Origin of the sequence: Caballeronia sp. S22 (assembly GCF_964261745.1) — a bacterium.
GTDB lineage: Bacteria > Pseudomonadota > Gammaproteobacteria > Burkholderiales > Burkholderiaceae > Caballeronia > Caballeronia jiangsuensis.
Window position 1 is genome coordinate 3,022,413 of the sequence record NZ_OZ180035.1, and the last position, 15,967, is coordinate 3,038,379.

At 62.4% G+C, this 15,967-nt stretch carries 18 protein-coding genes and 1 tRNA gene; 17 read left to right on the forward strand and 2 right to left on the reverse strand.

Annotation, left to right across the window (positions count from 1 at the left end; genetic code table 11):
- The 10 genes from lptC to ACEN42_RS14175 all read left to right on the forward strand — a co-directional run bounded on the left by lptC (nt 1) and on the right by ACEN42_RS14175 (nt 7,974).
- On the forward strand, nt 1-603 hold the full coding sequence (gene lptC / locus ACEN42_RS14130) for an LPS export ABC transporter periplasmic protein LptC (RefSeq protein WP_187607438.1): 603 nt from the start codon (nt 1-3) through the stop codon (nt 601-603).
- Between the two features lie 30 nt (nt 604-633).
- Nucleotides 634-1,320: a lipopolysaccharide transport periplasmic protein LptA gene (lptA, locus tag ACEN42_RS14135; protein WP_187607437.1), complete on the forward strand. Its 687-nt coding sequence runs from the start codon at nt 634-636 to the stop codon at nt 1,318-1,320.
- Between the two features lie 11 nt (nt 1,321-1,331).
- The gene (gene lptB / locus ACEN42_RS14140) at nt 1,332-2,099 is read left to right on the forward strand and encodes an LPS export ABC transporter ATP-binding protein (RefSeq protein ID WP_187607615.1); all 768 of its coding nucleotides are present in this window, start codon (nt 1,332-1,334) and stop codon (nt 2,097-2,099) included.
- Nucleotides 2,100-2,252: 153 nt separating this feature from the next.
- On the forward strand, nt 2,253-3,770 hold the full coding sequence (locus ACEN42_RS14145) for an RNA polymerase factor sigma-54 (RefSeq protein WP_187607436.1): 1,518 nt from the start codon (nt 2,253-2,255) through the stop codon (nt 3,768-3,770).
- A 184-nt stretch (nt 3,771-3,954) separates the two neighbouring features.
- Nucleotides 3,955-4,314, forward strand: coding sequence for a ribosome hibernation-promoting factor, HPF/YfiA family (gene hpf, locus ACEN42_RS14150; RefSeq protein WP_014190335.1), 360 nt, complete (start codon nt 3,955-3,957; stop codon nt 4,312-4,314).
- A 111-nt stretch (nt 4,315-4,425) separates the two neighbouring features.
- Nucleotides 4,426-4,692: a hypothetical protein gene (locus ACEN42_RS14155; protein ID WP_187607435.1), complete on the forward strand. Its 267-nt coding sequence runs from the start codon at nt 4,426-4,428 to the stop codon at nt 4,690-4,692.
- A gap of 32 nt (nt 4,693-4,724) precedes the next feature.
- Nucleotides 4,725-5,180: a PTS IIA-like nitrogen regulatory protein PtsN gene (ptsN, locus tag ACEN42_RS14160; protein WP_187607434.1), complete on the forward strand. Its 456-nt coding sequence runs from the start codon at nt 4,725-4,727 to the stop codon at nt 5,178-5,180.
- Nucleotides 5,181-5,365: 185 nt separating this feature from the next.
- Nucleotides 5,366-6,334, forward strand: a complete 969-nt coding sequence (gene hprK, locus ACEN42_RS14165) for an HPr(Ser) kinase/phosphatase (RefSeq protein WP_008351692.1) — start codon at nt 5,366-5,368, stop codon at nt 6,332-6,334.
- Nucleotides 6,335-6,409: 75 nt separating this feature from the next.
- Entirely contained in the window at nt 6,410-7,282 is an 873-nt protein-coding gene (gene rapZ / locus ACEN42_RS14170) for an RNase adapter RapZ (protein WP_187607433.1), read from the forward strand.
- Nucleotides 7,283-7,341: 59 nt separating this feature from the next.
- Nucleotides 7,342-7,974 carry an LON peptidase substrate-binding domain-containing protein gene (locus ACEN42_RS14175; RefSeq protein ID WP_187607432.1) on the forward strand — a complete coding sequence of 211 codons (633 nt, stop codon included), beginning with the start codon at nt 7,342-7,344 and terminating at the stop codon, nt 7,972-7,974.
- On the opposite strand, the gene mutY is transcribed toward ACEN42_RS14175, so the two are convergent.
- A complete protein-coding gene (gene mutY / locus ACEN42_RS14180; protein WP_371880257.1) occupies nt 7,971-9,032 on the reverse strand; it encodes an A/G-specific adenine glycosylase in 1,062 nt (353 codons plus the stop codon). The two genes, ACEN42_RS14175 and mutY, sit on opposite strands and share 4 nt — an antisense overlap.
- A 6-nt stretch (nt 9,033-9,038) precedes the next feature.
- The gene (mutM, locus tag ACEN42_RS14185) at nt 9,039-9,869 is read right to left on the reverse strand and encodes a bifunctional DNA-formamidopyrimidine glycosylase/DNA-(apurinic or apyrimidinic site) lyase (RefSeq protein ID WP_250482994.1); all 831 of its coding nucleotides are present in this window, start codon (nt 9,867-9,869) and stop codon (nt 9,039-9,041) included.
- Nucleotides 9,870-9,954: 85 nt separating this feature from the next.
- On the opposite strand from mutM, the gene ACEN42_RS14190 reads away from it, so the two are divergent.
- The 7 genes from ACEN42_RS14190 (at nt 9,955) to pth (ending at nt 15,958) form a co-directional block, all read left to right on the forward strand.
- Complete coding sequence (locus ACEN42_RS14190; RefSeq protein ID WP_238209676.1) at nt 9,955-11,814, forward strand: tetratricopeptide repeat protein; 1,860 nt, start codon at nt 9,955-9,957, stop codon at nt 11,812-11,814.
- The gene (gene lolB / locus ACEN42_RS14195; RefSeq protein WP_187607430.1) at nt 11,814-12,440 is read left to right on the forward strand and encodes a lipoprotein insertase outer membrane protein LolB; all 627 of its coding nucleotides are present in this window, start codon (nt 11,814-11,816) and stop codon (nt 12,438-12,440) included. The genes ACEN42_RS14190 and lolB overlap by 1 nt, the downstream gene beginning before the upstream one ends.
- Before the next feature lie 19 nt (nt 12,441-12,459).
- The gene (gene ispE, locus ACEN42_RS14200; protein WP_371880258.1) at nt 12,460-13,341 is read left to right on the forward strand and encodes a 4-(cytidine 5'-diphospho)-2-C-methyl-D-erythritol kinase; all 882 of its coding nucleotides are present in this window, start codon (nt 12,460-12,462) and stop codon (nt 13,339-13,341) included.
- Nucleotides 13,342-13,395: 54 nt separating this feature from the next.
- Nucleotides 13,396-13,472: transfer RNA gene (locus tag ACEN42_RS14205), tRNA-Gln, on the forward strand.
- A gap of 50 nt (nt 13,473-13,522) precedes the next feature.
- The gene (locus ACEN42_RS14210) at nt 13,523-14,476 is read left to right on the forward strand and encodes a ribose-phosphate pyrophosphokinase (protein ID WP_035497580.1); all 954 of its coding nucleotides are present in this window, start codon (nt 13,523-13,525) and stop codon (nt 14,474-14,476) included.
- A gap of 153 nt (nt 14,477-14,629) precedes the next feature.
- On the forward strand, nt 14,630-15,250 hold the full coding sequence (locus ACEN42_RS14215) for a 50S ribosomal protein L25/general stress protein Ctc (protein ID WP_238285256.1): 621 nt from the start codon (nt 14,630-14,632) through the stop codon (nt 15,248-15,250).
- A 105-nt stretch (nt 15,251-15,355) separates the two neighbouring features.
- Entirely contained in the window at nt 15,356-15,958 is a 603-nt protein-coding gene (pth, locus tag ACEN42_RS14220) for an aminoacyl-tRNA hydrolase (RefSeq protein ID WP_035497577.1), read from the forward strand.
- Nucleotides 15,959-15,967 lie beyond the last annotated feature (9 nt).

Sequence of the window (15,967 nt, forward strand, 5' to 3'; positions counted from 1 at the left end):
ATGCAACGCCCCGGAAAGCTCGCCTCGCTCCTGCCGCTCGTCGCGATGGCGGCGCTGGCCGGCATCACCTACTGGCTGCTGCAAGCCACGCTGCCTCCCGCGCAGCAGGCGCCCGCACCGGAGAAGCGCCACACGCCCGACTACTTCGCCAACAACTTTTCCGTTTCCGAGCTCGACGCCACCGGCACGACGCAATATCGTCTGACGGCGAAATCGATGGTGCATTACGAAGACGACGAGAACAGCGACCTCACGCTGCCCGCAATGCGCATGTTCCAGCCGCTGAAGCCGACCGTCACGGCGACGGCCCTGCGCGGCACGGTCAACGGCGACGTCTCGATCGTCGATCTTTACGACGACGCGCGCATCGTGCGCGCGGCCGGCTACGGAGATCCGCAGATGCAGGCCGATTCGCAGCATTTTCGCGTGCTAGTGAACGACGATGTCATCGAAACGGAAAAACCGGTTAGACTTCAGCGCGGCCCGTCCGTGATGACCGCCTCTGGCATGAACTACAACAACGTGACCCGGGTAATGAAGCTCTTCGGTAACGTGCGCGGTGCAATCGCCGCCACGGATATCAACGGCGGCTCGTCCAAGTAATCCCGGCACTCCCATCCGAATTGTGACTGCATGAACGAAAGGTACCCTCGTCCCGATGGCGGCCATGCGCGCGCAACGCCCGCGCGCCGCGCCGTGCACGCCTCGCGGGCCGGGCTCGCCGCCGCGCTGACCATCGCCGCCGCGCTGGCCGCGCTGCCCGCGCACGCCGAAAAGGCCGACCGCGACAAACCGCTCAACATCGAAGCGGACAACATGTCCTACGACGATCTCGGCCAGAAGAACATCTTCACCGGCCACGTCGTCGCAACCAAAGGCACGATCGTCATCAAGGCGGACCGCGTGGAAGTCACGCAGGATCCGCAGGGCTATCAGTACGCGACCGGCACGTCGAGCGGCAACAACCTCTCGTACTTCCGCCAGAAGCGTGACGGCCTCGACGAGTACATCGACGGCAACGCGGTCCGCATCGACTACGACGGCAAGAACGACTTCACGAAGCTCACGACACGCGCTGTCGTGCGCCGCCTGCAAGGCCTGACCAAAGTTCAGGACGAAGTGCACGGCAGCGTGATCACCTACGACGGCCAGAAGGACTTCTATACGGCGACCGCGGGCAAGGACCAGGCCGGTCCCGGTAATCCGAACGGTCGGGTGCGCGCAATGCTCGCGCCGCGCTCGGGCGGCGCCGCGCCGCTGAACGGATCGCCGGCCACGCTTTCTCCGTCGAACACCATTCAAGGAAACCCGCAGCAGTGAATTCGACCTCCATGCCCCACCGCAAGCCGGAAGGCCAATCGAGTTCGCTCGTCGTCCGCAATCTGAAGAAGCGATACGGGTCGCGCACCGTGGTGAAGGACGTTTCGCTCGATGTAAAGAGCGGCGAGGTGGTCGGCCTGCTCGGACCGAACGGCGCGGGGAAGACCACGTCGTTCTATATGATCGTCGGTCTCGTGCCGCTCGATGCCGGAGAAATCGACCTCGACGGCAACTCGATCAGCCTTTTGCCGATCCATCAGCGCGCGCACCTCGGCTTGTCGTATCTGCCGCAGGAAGCCTCGGTGTTTCGCAAGCTCACCGTCGAGCAGAACATTCGCGCGGTGCTCGAACTGCAGAGCGACGAAGCGGGCAAACGCCTGTCAAAAGACGCCATAACACAGCGCGCAGAAGCCTTGCTCGACGAGTTGCAGATCGCGCATCTGCGCGAGAATCCGGCGCTGTCATTGTCGGGCGGCGAGCGCCGTCGCGTCGAGATTGCACGCGCGCTCGCGACCAATCCGAGCTTCATTCTGCTCGACGAACCGTTCGCGGGCGTCGATCCGATCGCCGTGCTGGAAATTCAGAAGATCGTGAAGTTTCTGAAGCAGCGCAACATCGGCGTTTTGATCACCGATCACAACGTGCGCGAGACGCTCGGCATCTGCGATCACGCGTACATCATCAGCGACGGCAGCGTGCTCGCGGCAGGCGCGCCGGGCGAAATTATCGAAAACGAGAGCGTGCGCCGCGTCTATCTCGGCGAGCATTTCCGCATGTGAAACACGCTCGCAAAAACGGCGAGTATCGTGCGCCGCATCATGCGACAGCAGCAAAACTTACGTGCCGCCCCTTCGGGCGGCATGCGCTTTTTTGGAATCCCCGCGAGGTTTCGCGCGCGTGGCAAACTCTCTACAATGAAATAAAACCTTGCCATGAAAGCCAGCCTCCAACTTCGCCTCTCGCAGCATCTTGCGCTGACCCCGCAACTTCAGCAGTCCATCCGGCTGCTGCAGTTGTCGACGCTCGAACTGCAGCAGGAAGTCGCGATGGCCGTCGCTCAGAATCCGCTGCTCGAGAATGACGACGACTGGATCACGAGCCCGCTGCGCGTCGCCGCGGACGGCTCGCTGATAGCGGCGCCGAACACGCCGAGCACGCCGCCCGATTCGATGATGAGCAACGGCTCGTCATCGAGCAGTTCCAGTTCCGAACGTTCGGAAAATAGCGAACCGCAAGGCGTCGACGAATACAACGGGATGGGTTCGGACAGCGCTCAGGATTCCAGTTCGTGGAACCTCGAGGACTACGGCCGTTCGAACAACGCGTCCGACGACGACGATCTCCCGCCGCTGCAAATCCACGAATCGACCACGACGCTGCGCGACCATCTGACCTCGCAGTTGCGCATGACCGCGGCGAATCAGCGCGATCGTGCGCTCGTCACGTTTCTGATCGAATCGCTGGACGAGGACGGGTATCTGACATCATCGCTCGATGAAGTTCAGACCGATCTTCCCGAAGAGCTCGAAGTCGATCTCGACGAGTTGAGCGCGGCGCTCGCCCTGCTGCAAAGCTTCGATCCGCCCGGCGTGGGCGGACGTTCGGCATCGGAATGCCTGAAGCTGCAGTTGCTGCGGCTCGACGGCTCGCCCACGCGCACGCTCGCGCTCGATATCGTCACGAATCATCTGGAACTGCTCGCGGCGCGCGACTTCACGCGTCTGCGCAAGCAACTGAAGGCCAACGACGACGCGCTGCGCGACGCGCATGTGCTGATCAGATCGCTGGAGCCTTTCCCCGGCGCCGCGTACGGCAAGAGCGAAGCGGACTATGTCGTGCCGGATATTCTCGTGCGAAAGGCGGCGAGCGGATGGACGGCGGAGCTGAATCCGGAGATCGTGCCGAAGCTGCGCATCAACCATCTGTACGCGAACATCCTGCGCAACAATCGCGGCGATCCGGGCAGCGGCTCGCTGCGTCAGCAACTCCAGGAAGCGCGCTGGCTCATCAAGAATATTCAGCAGAGGTTTGAGACGATTCTGCGTGTCGCGCAGGCGATCGTGGAGCGTCAGAAGAACTTTTTTGCACATGGCGAAATCGCCATGCGGCCCTTGGTTTTGCGGGAGATTGCTGATACGCTGGGATTACACGAATCGACGGTTTCTCGTGTGACCACAGGCAAGTACATGCTCACCCCATTCGGGACGCTTGAATTTAAGTACTTCTTTGGATCGCACGTTTCGACCGACACAGGAGGCGCGGCATCGTCAACGGCGATCCGGGCCCTCATCAAGCAACTGATAGGAGCGGAAGACCCCAAAACTCCTCTTTCAGACAGCCGCATCGCCGAACTGCTGGCGGAACAAGGATTCGTGGTCGCGCGGCGCACCGTCGCCAAGTACCGCGAAGCCCTCAAGATCCCGGCAGTGAATCTGCGCAAGTCTCTATGACCCGTCTCTGTAGTCCATCGCGTGTTGTGATGGGCGTTTACCGGCCGCATCGCGAGAGCGCGGACGTGCCGGCCGATGCATCCCGTTTTTCAGTCGCGCCAGGATGACGCGCTGACGGGACGCATCGCCGCCCGGTTTCGGACGAGCCGACGTGATCTCACGGCCATTAGCTTGGAGAGCAACTATGAATCTGAAGATCAGTGGACACCACCTCGAATTGACGCCTGCGTTGCGCGAGTACGTGATCACGAAACTGGACAGGGTGCTCCGTCATTTCGATCAAGTGATCGACGGCAACGTTGTCCTCTCGGTCGACAATCATAGGGAAAAGGAAAAGAGGCAGAAGGCGGAAATCAACCTGCATCTGAAGGGCAAGGACATTTTTATCGAGAGTTGTGACGCTGATATGTACGCCGCCATCGATCTGATGGTCGACAAGCTGGATCGGCAGGTCATCAAGCACAAGGACAAGATTCAAGGCCACGCCCACGAGTCGGTAAAGTACCGTGGCGAGCCGCAGGAACTGGAAGCACCGTCGCCCTGAGCGCACGCACGCTCGCCGGTTGATCCGCGGATGACAGCGACACCCGCCGCCCCAGGACGGCGGGCATGATTCGAGGAAGTCCTCGACAATCCGGAAACGATCGTTCCGGGCATGCACCAAACCGAAGCCGCCCCCGACTGGCGGCTTTTTTGTTGGATTTTCGCCGTAGAGAGCCGCAAGACATTGATTTTCAGGGCTTTATCCTGCACATTGGATCGCAAATCGGTGCAATTGCGCGGCGCACCATCGGGCAGTACCCTGTTCTATAATGATCCGGTTATTTTCGGGGTCGCACGACAGGCACGCTGCAGGGAACGCCGCCAGCGCACTTTCCGTATCACCATCGCCGTGAGCGCTTTCAGACAGCGGCCACGATGAGGAGCTATCAGGCCACGCATCAGCCTGCCAACATGAATCGTTTAGCCAAATTTCTTCCCCTCGAGAACGTGGTTCTCGGATTGTCCGTTACCAGCAAGAAACGCGTATTCGAGCAAGCGGGCCTGATTTTCGAGAACCAGAACGGCATCGCACGCAGTACCGTCACCGACAATCTCTTCGCGCGTGAGCGTCTCGGCTCGACCGGCCTCGGCGAAGGCGTCGCGATCCCGCACGGCCGCATCAAGGGGCTGAAGCAACCGCTCGCCGCCTTCGTGCGCCTCGCCGAACCCGTCGCGTTCGAATCGCCCGACGGCCAGCCGGTCTCTCTGCTCATCTTCCTGCTCGTGCCCGAGCAGGCAACGCAGCAGCATCTTGAAATTCTCTCGGAGATCGCGCAACTGCTCTCCGACAGCGAGGCGCGCGAGCGCCTGCACAAGGAAGAAAATCGTGAGGCGCTTTATCAAGTGCTCACGCAATGGCAACCGTAACAGCCACCCGAATCTAGCGATACGCGTCCGAGGCGCGTCCGTGCAGCTTTCGCGCCGGGCGCGCCTCGCTTACGTGAAGCTTCTGGGGCACAATCGGTCAAACGCGGCGCCATGCGGCGTACTGAAGCGACCCGCTTCGTCGTTACGCAAAGGCTGCTCCCGGCTTCCAACGGAGTTCCGGTCTCATGGATACGTCCAGCATCAACGCTCAAAGCATTTTTGACGACAACGCCGCCGCTCTGAAGCTCAGTTGGCTCACCGGGCACGAAGGCTGGGAACGCGGCTTTTCGAGCGAGACGGTCGCAAACGCGACGTCGAGTGCCGATCTCGTCGGCCACCTGAACCTGATTCACCCGAACCGTATCCAGGTGCTCGGCGACGCCGAGATCAACTACTACCAGCGCCAGTCCGACGAAGACCGTTCGCGCCATATGGCCGAACTGATCGCGCTCGAACCGCCGTTTCTCGTCGTCGCGGGCGAAGTCGGCGCGCCGCCGGAACTCGTTCTGCGCTGCACGCGTTCGTCGACGCCGCTTTTCACGACGCGCATGTCCGCGGCGGCCGTGATCGACAGCCTGCGCGCGTACATGTCGCGCATTCTCGCGCCGCGCGCGACGCTGCATGGCGTGTTCATCGACATCCTCGGCATGGGCGTGCTGCTCACCGGCGACTCCGGTCTCGGCAAGAGCGAGCTCGGGCTGGAACTCATCAGCCGCGGCCACGGTCTCGTGGCGGATGACGCCGTCGATTTCGTGCGCCTCGGCCCCGATTTCGTCGAAGGGCGCTGCCCGCCTCTCTTGCAGAACCTGCTCGAAGTGCGCGGCCTGGGCCTTCTCGACATCAAGACGATCTTCGGTGAAACCGCCGTGCGCCGGAAGATGAAGCTCAAACTGATCGTGCAGCTCGTGCGCCGGCCGGATGGCGAATTCCAGCGCCTGCCGCTCGAAAGCCAGACCGTCGATGTTCTCGGCCTGCCGATCAGCAAGGTGACGATTCAAGTAGCTGCGGGCCGCAACCTCGCCGTGCTGGTCGAGGCGGCGGTGCGCAACACGATCCTGCAACTGCGCGGCATCGATACCTTGCGCGACTTCATGGACCGTCAGCGCCTCGCGATGCAGGACCCCGACAGCCAGTTTCCCGGCAAGCTGATCTGACCGCGGAACGTCGCGCGTGCCGAAACGAATCGGGCGCAGGTGCTAAGCTAAGAGAAAGCGAATCCCTCGAGACCCATGCGTATCATCCTGATCACCGGCATTTCCGGTTCCGGCAAGTCCGTTGCGCTGAACGCCCTGGAAGACGGCGGATATTATTGCGTCGACAACCTGCCGCCGCGCTTTCTTCCCGAACTCGCCGGCTATCTGGCGAAAGAAGGCCAGACGCGTCTCGCCGTCGCCATCGACGCGCGTTCGAGCCACTCGCTCGACGACGTACCTGCCATCATCCGCAAGCTTTCGGACGATTACGACCTGCGCGTGCTGTTCCTCAACGCGAGCACGCAGTCGCTGATTCAGCGCTTCTCCGAGACACGCCGGCGTCACCCGCTGTCCGGCCCGCCGATGCGCGAAGCCGATGTCGGCGTGCTGAACTCGCTTGCCGAGGCGATCGAGCGTGAGCGCGAACTGGTCGCGGGCCTCGCCGAGTACGGCCATCAGATCGACACGAGCAACCTGCGCGCGAACGTGCTGCGCGCATGGGTCAAGCGCTTCGTCGAGACGGACGCCGCCGATCTCACGCTGATGTTCGAATCGTTCGGTTTCAAGCGCGGCGTGCCGCTCGACGCCGATCTCGTGTTCGACGTGCGCACGTTGCCCAACCCGTATTACGACCGCGAGTTGCGCCCGTTCACGGGCCTCGACAAGCCGATCATCGATTTCCTTTCCGCGCAGCCGCTCGTGGGCGAGATGATCGACGACATTGGCGCTTTCGTCGGCAAATGGCTGCCGCGTTTTCGCGACGACAACCGCAGCTATCTCACCGTCGCGATCGGCTGCACGGGCGGGCAGCATCGCTCGGTGTTCATCGCGGAGGCGCTCGCCGCGCGCTTTTGCGAGACGGCAAACGTGATCGTGCGGCATCGTGACGCGCCCATCCCGGCTGGGTGACAGCGCGCCTCACACGCGAACCCGATCGCCGCGCCGGCGGTCCACCCTGGAGGGGCGCGATGTCTTCGAATCCCATTCTGGCTGACTTGCCGCTGTTTCCGCTTCACACCGTGCTGTTTCCCGGCGGCCTGCTGCCGCTCAAGATTTTCGAAGCACGCTATCTCGACATGGCGCGCGAGTGTCTGCGCGAGAAAACGCCGTTCGGCGTGTGCCTGCTGAAGAGCGGGCACGAGGTCGCGTCGCCGGGCGATCCGTCGGTGCCGGAGAACATCGGCTGTCTTGCCGAGATTTCGGAATGCGATGTCGATACCTTTGGCCTTTTGCTCGTTCAGGCGCGCGGCACCGAGCGCTTCAGGCTGACGGATCATCGTGTGGAGCCGAGCAATCTGCTCGTCGGCACGGCGGAGTTGCTGGGCGACGATCAGCCGCTGCGCGGCGTGGAAGCGCTCGCGAAGTTCGGCGCGTGCGCGGAAGTGCTGGAGCGCATCATCGATACGATCAGGGAGCGTGAGCCGCAGAACCTGCCGTTCGTCGAGCCATATCTATTCGACGATCCCACCTGGGTATCCAACCGTCTCGCCGAAATCCTGCCGATCCCGATGCGCGCCCGCCAGAAGCTCATGGAACTGACGGACGCCGGCGCGCGTATCGACGTGGTGCATCACTACATGCAGCATCATCAACTGCTTTAGATGAGCGAGCCGCTCAGCGCGTCGATCAGCTTGCGCACGGGTGCGGGCACGCCGTAGGCGTCGATCTTCGCGAGCGGCGCCCAGACGCTTTCCGCGCTCATCAACTCGCGCGGCGCGTTGCGCGCTTCGCCGAGACGCGGCTCGATATCCAGCTTGAAGTGCGTGAAGGTGTGAGAGAGCGGCGCGAGACGCTGAAGCTGTTCGTCGGCGCCGAGATCGCGCGCGACTTCCGCCAGCGCGGCTTCGTCCGCGGCCTCGGGCAGACTCCACAGCCCGCCCCAGATGCCCATCGACGGACGCTTTTGCAAAAGAATCGAATCGCCGTACTGCAGGATGAGCATCCATGTCTTGCGCGTCGGCACGGCCTTCTTCGGACGCGCGGCGGGGAGCTCGCGCTGGCGTCCCTCGACTTTCGCCACACAATCCGATGCGAACGGACAGCGCGCGCAATCCGGCTTGCCGCGCACGCACAGCGTTGCGCCGAGGTCCATCAGGCCTTGCGTGTAGGCGGTCACTTCGTCCTTGTTCGCCGCGTCCGGCAGCAGCGATTCGGCGAGCGCCCACATCGCATTCTCCACGCGCTTTTCCCCCGGAAATCCCTCGACGCCGAAGACACGCGCGAGCACGCGCTTCACGTTGCCGTCGAGAATCGTCGCGCGCGCGCCAAACGCGAACGACGCGATCGCCGCCGCCGTCGAGCGTCCGATGCCCGGCAGCATCGCGAGCGCATCGACGGTCTGCGGAAACGCGCCGCCGTGCTCGTGCGCGACGACCTGCGCGCAGCGATGGAGATTGCGCGCGCGCGAGTAGTAGCCGAGCCCGGCCCAGCGCGCCATGACGTCGTCGATGGGCGCGTCGGCGAGCGCCGTCACCGTCGGAAAGCGTTCGAGGAACCGCGCGTAATACGGGATGACCGTCGAAACCTGCGTCTGCTGCAGCATGATCTCCGACAGCCAGATGCGATACGCATCGCGCGTGTTCTGCCACGGCAGTTCGTGGCGGCCGTGAATGCGTTGCCACGCGATGAGGCGCGACGAAAAATCGGTGAGAGCGAGCATCGGAAATTAGCGTTGGCAGCGCGGGCAGAAGTAGGTCGAGCGCTGTCCCTGGACGATTTGTTTGATCGCCGTTCCACAGACGTGGCACGGCAAGCCCGCGCGATCATAGACGAAATAGTCGAGCTGAAAGTAGCCGGACTCCCCGTTGCTGCCGACGAAATCGCGCAGCGTGCTGCCGCCCTTCTCGATTGCGGCCGCGAGCGTCACGCGCACCGCATCCGCCAGCAGATCGTAGCGCACGAGCGAGATTCGGCCCGCCGCGGTCGTCGGCCGGATGCCCGCGCGAAAAAGGCTCTCCGACGCATAGATATTCCCCACGCCCACGACGATCCCGCCCGCGAGCAGCGCCTGCTTCACCGACACCTTGCGCCCGCGCGTCGCGCGAAACAGCAGCGCGCCGGAGAATTCCGGCGAAAACGGCTCGACGCCGAGCGTCGCGAGCAGCGGATGATCGAGCACGTCGCCGTCCGCGCGCGGATGCCAGAGGATCGCGCCGAAGCGGCGCGGATCGCGAAAACGAAGGATGAATTCGTCGAACACGATATCGACGTGATCGTGCTTCGCCGCTTCGGGCGGCTTCGGCACGTGACGCAACACGCGCAATGTGCCCGTCATGCCGAGATGAACGATCAGCCATCCTTCGGCAGTTTCGAACAGCAGATACTTGCCGCGCCGCTCGACCTTCTCGATCTTCAGATGATCGAGCGTCTTCGGAAGATGCTGCGGGATCGGCCAGCGCAGCGCGGGCGTGCGGACATCGACGTGCTCGACGCGCCGTCCGGCGACATACGGTTCGATTCCCCGGCGGGTGACTTCGACTTCCGGCAGTTCGGGCATTTTTCTGGAGAGAGACTTGCTGGGACGAGTGTGCCGGTATTTTAGCGACCGCGTTACAATCGACTGAAACATCGTCTGGAATTCCATGAACTCGTTCGTCATGAAGCTGTTTGCGAAGCGTCTGGCCGGCTCGACGCATTCGCTCGCCGTGCCAATGTCACGCATCGCCGGCGCCATTGCGCTCGCGATGGCTGCGCTCGCGTGCGTCCCCGCGCACGCTCAGGATCCGAACGCGACGCCCGTTCCAAGCGCCGACGATCAATCCGACGCGCAAAACGCCGCGGATCTGCTGACCGCGCCGGTCAGCGGCGCGGAGACACAGGATTTGCCGAACGTGGCAATGTCCAGTCAGATCGTGTTTCAGGTGCTGGCGGCTGAAGTCGCGCTACAGCGCGGCCAGCCGGCGCCTGCATTCCAGACCTATCTCTCGCTTGCCCGTGACACGCACGATCCGCGTTTCGCGCAGCGCGCGACCGAAATCGCGATCGCGGCGCAAAGCCCGAACGACGCGCTGACGTCGGCGCAACTCTGGCAGCAGTTCGCGCCGCATTCGGATCGCGCGGCGCAATTGAGCGCATCGCTTCTGATCGTGAGCGGCAAGCCGGAAGACGCGAAGCCCACGCTCGAACGCGAGCTCGCGAAGGTCTCGCCCGATCAGCGCGGCGAAGCCATCATTTCGTTGCAGAGCCTGCTCGCGCGTGGACCGAATCGCATCGGCGGGCTTAACGTGCTGAAGGATCTGACGCAAAACGATCAGAACCGGCCCGAGGCGCAACTCGCGCTCGCGCGCCAGCAACTGATCGCGGACGATCAGCCCGGCGCGAAGGCATCGCTCGAAAAAGCCCTGCAACTCAAGCCGGACTATCTGCCCGCCGCGCTGACGCTCGCGCGCATGGGTCCGGAAGAACGCAAGGAAGGCATCGCTTCGTTCGAGAAATATCTCGACAAGAATCCGAAATCGCATGATGCACGGCTCGCGCTCGCGCAGTTGTACCTGTCTTCCGACAGGCTCGACGACGCGCAGAAGCAGTTCGAGATCATGCGCAAGAACGACCCGAAGGACCTGACGCCGCTGATGGCGCTCGCGCTCATCAACATTCAGAAGAAACAATTCGACAAGGCGCAGGACTTTCTGAATCTCTACGCGAAGACGGCCGAAAGCACGCCGGGCGCGGACCCTGGCCAGGCGTACATCTATCTCGCGCAACTGGCGCTCGAGCAAAAAGACGAGGCGGCTGCGAGCCAGTGGCTCGACAAGATTCCGCGCACGAGCCAGCAGTATTTGCCGGCGCAGATCACGCGCGCGCAACTGCTCGCGAAGCAAGGCAAGGTGGACGACGCGCGTGCGCTGCTCGGCAGCCTGCAAAGCTCCGATCCGCGCGATCTCGCGCTGCTCGCGCGCACCGATTCGGCCATTCTCTTCGAGGCGCATCGCTACAAGGAAGCGGAGGAAAATCTCGCGAAGGCGGTGGCCGCATTCCCCGACGATCCCGATCTCGTCTACGACTACGCGATGGCCGCCGAAAAGAACGGCCATTACGACGTGATGGAGACGCAGTTGCGCACCCTGATGCGCACGCAGCCGACCAATCCGCAGGCCTACAACGCGCTCGGCTATTCGCTCGTCGATCGCAATCAGCGGCTCGACGAAGCGGTGAAACTGATCGAGAAGGCGGTTTCGCTCGCGCCGAACGACGCGTTCATCATGGACAGCCTCGGCTGGGCGCGTTTCCGTCAGGGCAATGCGGCCGAAGCGGAGAAGATTCTCAAGAACGCGTACAACCTGCAGCCGAATGCCGAAATCGGCGCGCATCTCGGCGAAGTCCAATGGAAATCCGGGCAGCAGGATCAGGCGCGCGCGACATGGCGGCAGGCGCAAAAGCTCGAACCTGACAACGATACGCTCGTCAAAACGCTAAAACGACTCCAGGTAAACGACCTTTGATGGCATTCGATTTTCTCGCCGGCGCATCGCTTCGACGCGGCGCGCTCGGCATCGCGGCAGCCGCCGCGCTGGTGATGTCGGGTTGCGCGCTACAGCCGCGCGTCCCCACGACAACGAACGCATCCACTTCGCTCGCGACGCAGACGAGCCGTGAATACCACGGACGCTTCGCCGTGCAGTACAACGATCAGAACGGCACGCAGCGCAACGCGTACGGCAATTTCGACTGGCAGGAAACGGGCGATACGGTCACGCTGCAGTTGCGCAATCCGCTCGGCCAGACGATGGCGATCGTGACGTCCTCGCCCTCGCTCGCCACGCTCGAATTGCCCAACCGGCAGCCGGTGAGCGCCGACAACGTCTCCCTGCTGATGCAGAACACGCTCGGTTTCGCGCTGCCAGTCGAAGGCCTGCGCTACTGGCTGCAGCCGTCGGCCGCGCCGAGTTCGCGCGCGCAGACAACGCTGGATCCGGAATCGAACAACGGCCGTCCGAAGGAAATCAGGCAGGACGGATGGACGATCGACTATCTGGCCTACGCCGATGCGCCCGCGACGGGCGTGAAGCGCGTGAATCTCTCGCGCAACGAACCGCCGCTCGACATCAAGCTCGTGCTCGATCAATAACTTCGTAGTCGCATCACGCATGTCCTCATCCAACGATTCGCTCCGTGACTGCCTCGCGCCCGCGAAGCTGAACCTTTTCCTGCACATCACGGGCCGCCGTCCGGATGGATATCACTTGCTGCAGACCGTCTTCCAGTTGCTCGACTGGGGCGATCGCCTGCATTTCAAGCGACGCGACGACGGCGCGATCACGCGCAAGACCGACATACCGGGCGTGCCCGAAGCCGACGATCTCGTCGTGCGGGCCGCGCGGCTGCTGCAACGGCACACGGGCACGAAGCACGGCGTGGAGATCGAGATCGACAAGCGTCTGCCGATGGGCGCAGGCCTCGGCGGAGGCAGTTCCGACGCGGCCACCACTCTTTTGGCGTTAAATCGACTCTGGGGTGTTGATCTTTCGCGTGAGATTCTGCAGAATCTCGGCCTGCAACTCGGCGCGGACGTGCCGTTTTTTGTCTTCGGGCAAAATGCATTCGCAGAGGGTGTAGGCGAGGCGCTTCAGGCAGTCGATCTGCCCAAACGCTTCTTCCTGGTAGTCACACCCAATGTTCACGTCCCGACCGCGGCGATTTTTTCGGAAAAAGCCTTGACAAGGGATACGAAAGTCGCCAAAATGATGGACTTTCTTGCAGCGCAAAGGTCAGACACAAACTGGCCGGACAGCTTCGGTCGAAATGACATGCAGGCTGTAGTTGCAGAAAAGTACGCGGAAGTTGCACAGGTGCTCGAGTGGTTTTCCAATCTCGCACCGGCGCGAATGACCGGATCGGGAGCAAGCGTGTTTGCCGCTTTCCCCAGCCAAGCCGAAGCAGAAATGGCGCAAGTCAAACTGCCGGCAAGCTGGAAGAGCGTGGTAACGGCAAGTCTGGATTCTCATCCTCTCTTCGCTTTCGCGTCATAGGTTTTGTTTTGTCGGGCATGTCCTACACTTCCCGGCAAGACTCAAAGTTAGTGTAGGGGAGTCGCCAAGTTGGTCAAGGCACCGGATTTTGATTCCGGCATGCGAGGGTTCGAGTCCTTCCTCCCCTGCCATTCTTTTTCTCGCGTTTTTCCTCTCGCCTCCAGCCGCAGACAGGTGCACGATGAGCAGTGACGGCCTGATGGTTTTTACTGGCAACGCAAATCCCGCGCTTGCTCAGGAAGTCGTCAAAATCCTTGGAATTCCTCTCGGTAAAGCGATGGTCAGCCGTTTCTCGGACGGCGAGATCATGGTCGAGATTCAGGAAAACGTTCGGGGCAAAGACGTATTCGTTCTGCAGTCCACCTGCGCTCCCACGAACGACAACCTGATGGAACTGATGATCATGGTCGATGCGCTCAAACGCGCATCCGCTGGCCGGATCACCGCAGCCATCCCCTACTTCGGCTATGCGCGCCAGGACCGCCGTCCGCGTTCCGCGCGCGTGGCCATCTCGGCGAAGGTCGTCGCGAACATGCTGGAAATTGCCGGCGTCGATCGCGTGATCACCATGGACCTTCACGCCGACCAGATTCAAGGCTTCTTCGACATCCCCGTCGACAACATCTACGCTACGCCCGTCCTGCTCGGCGATCTGCGCAAGCAGAACCATGATCATCTGCTGGTCGTGTCGCCGGACGTGGGCGGCGTGGTGCGCGCGCGTGCGCTCGCCAAGCAGTTGAACACCGACCTCGCGATCATCGACAAGCGTCGTCCGAAGGCGAATGTCGCCGAAGTGATGAACATCATCGGTGAAGTGGAAGGACGCACCTGCGTGATCATGGACGACATGGTCGATACCGCCGGCACGCTGTGCAAGGCCGCGCAAGTGCTGAAGGATCGCGGCGCGAAGCAGGTCTTCGCGTATGCCACGCACCCGGTGCTGTCGGGTGGCGCGGGCGAACGCATCGCGGCGTCGCAACTGGACGAACTGGTCGTCACGGACACCATTCCGCTGTCGTCCGAATCGCTCGCGTGCCCGAAGATTCGTCTGCTGTCGAGCGCGGGTCTGCTCGCCGAGACATTCTCCAGAATCCGGCGCGGCGACTCGGTGATGTCGCTCTTCGCCGAAGGTTAAACAGAATTGAGCAAGGAACGCGAGGCGCATGCTTCGCGTTTTTGCATGATCGGCGCGAACGAACGAAGGTTCGCGTCGCTTGTTGTGGGATCACACATTTTCGATGATCCCGGTTTCCCTGCCTGGTCGCGGGCAGATATAGGAGTGAAACACATGAAAGTCGTCGCTTTCGAGCGTAGCAAGCAAGGTACGGGTGCGAGCCGCCGCCTGCGTAACTCGGGCAAGACCCCGGGTATCGTGTACGGTGGTGAAACGGACGTTCAACTGGTCGAACTCGACCACAACGCCCTGTGGCACGCCCTGAAGAAGGAAGTTTTCCACTCGTCGATTCTCGATCTGGAAGTGGCCGGAAAGTCGCAACAGGTTCTGCTGCGCGACGTGCAATACCACCCGTTCAAGCAACTCGTGCTGCACGTGGACTTCCAGCGCGTCGACGCGAAGAAGAAGCTGCACACCAAGGTGCCGCTGCACTTCATGAACCAGGAAACCAACCCGGCCGTGAAGCTGGCGGGCGCGGTGATCTCGCACGTCGTGACGGAACTGGAAGTGGAATGCCTGCCGGCAGACCTGCCTGAGTTCCTGGAAATCGATCTGGCGAAGATCGAAGCCGGTCAGACGATGCACGCGAAGGACATCCCGTTGCCGAAGGGCGTGAGCCTGACGGTTTCCGTCGAAGCGGAAAACCCGGTGGTGGCCTCGGCTACCGTTCCGGCCGCTGTCGTGTCGGAAGGGGCTGGCGAAGTTGCTGAAGGCGAAAAGCCGGCGGCCGAGTAAGCACGCGGGACACCGCTATCCTCTCGATCCGTTCGCAAGAACGGTCGACGTGACCCGCCGGCGCGCAAGCCCCGGCGGGTTTTTTTTCGTTCTACAAGATTCGACATGATCAAGCTGATCGTCGGCCTGGGCAATCCGGGCGCCGAATACACCGCGACGCGGCATAACGCGGGCTTCTGGTTCGTCGACCAGTTTGCGCGCGACGCCGGCGCGACGCTGCGCGACGAGCGCCGCTTTCACGGTTTCTACGGCAAGGGGCGTCTGCACGGCCACGAAGTGCATCTGCTCGAACCGCAGACGTTCATGAACCGCTCGGGACAATCGGTGGTCGCGCTCGCGCAGTTCTTCAAGATTCTGCCCGACGAGATTCTCGTCGCGCACGATGAACTCGATCTGCCGCCCGGAACCGTCAAGATGAAACTCGGCGGCGGCAGCGGCGGACATAACGGACTGAAGGATATTTCCGCGCACCTTTCTTCGCAGCAATACTGGCGGTTGCGCATCGGCATCGGCCATCCGCGCGATCTCATTCCCGAAGGCGCGCGCGCGGGTGCGAAACCCGATGTCGCGAACTTCGTGCTCAAGCCGCCGCGCCGCGAGGAACAGGATGTGATCGATCAGTCCATCGAGCGCGCGCTCGCCGTGATGCCCTTTGTCGTCGCAGGCGAAACCGAGCGTGCGATGATGAACCTGCACCGCAACTCTTGATTTGGAGCC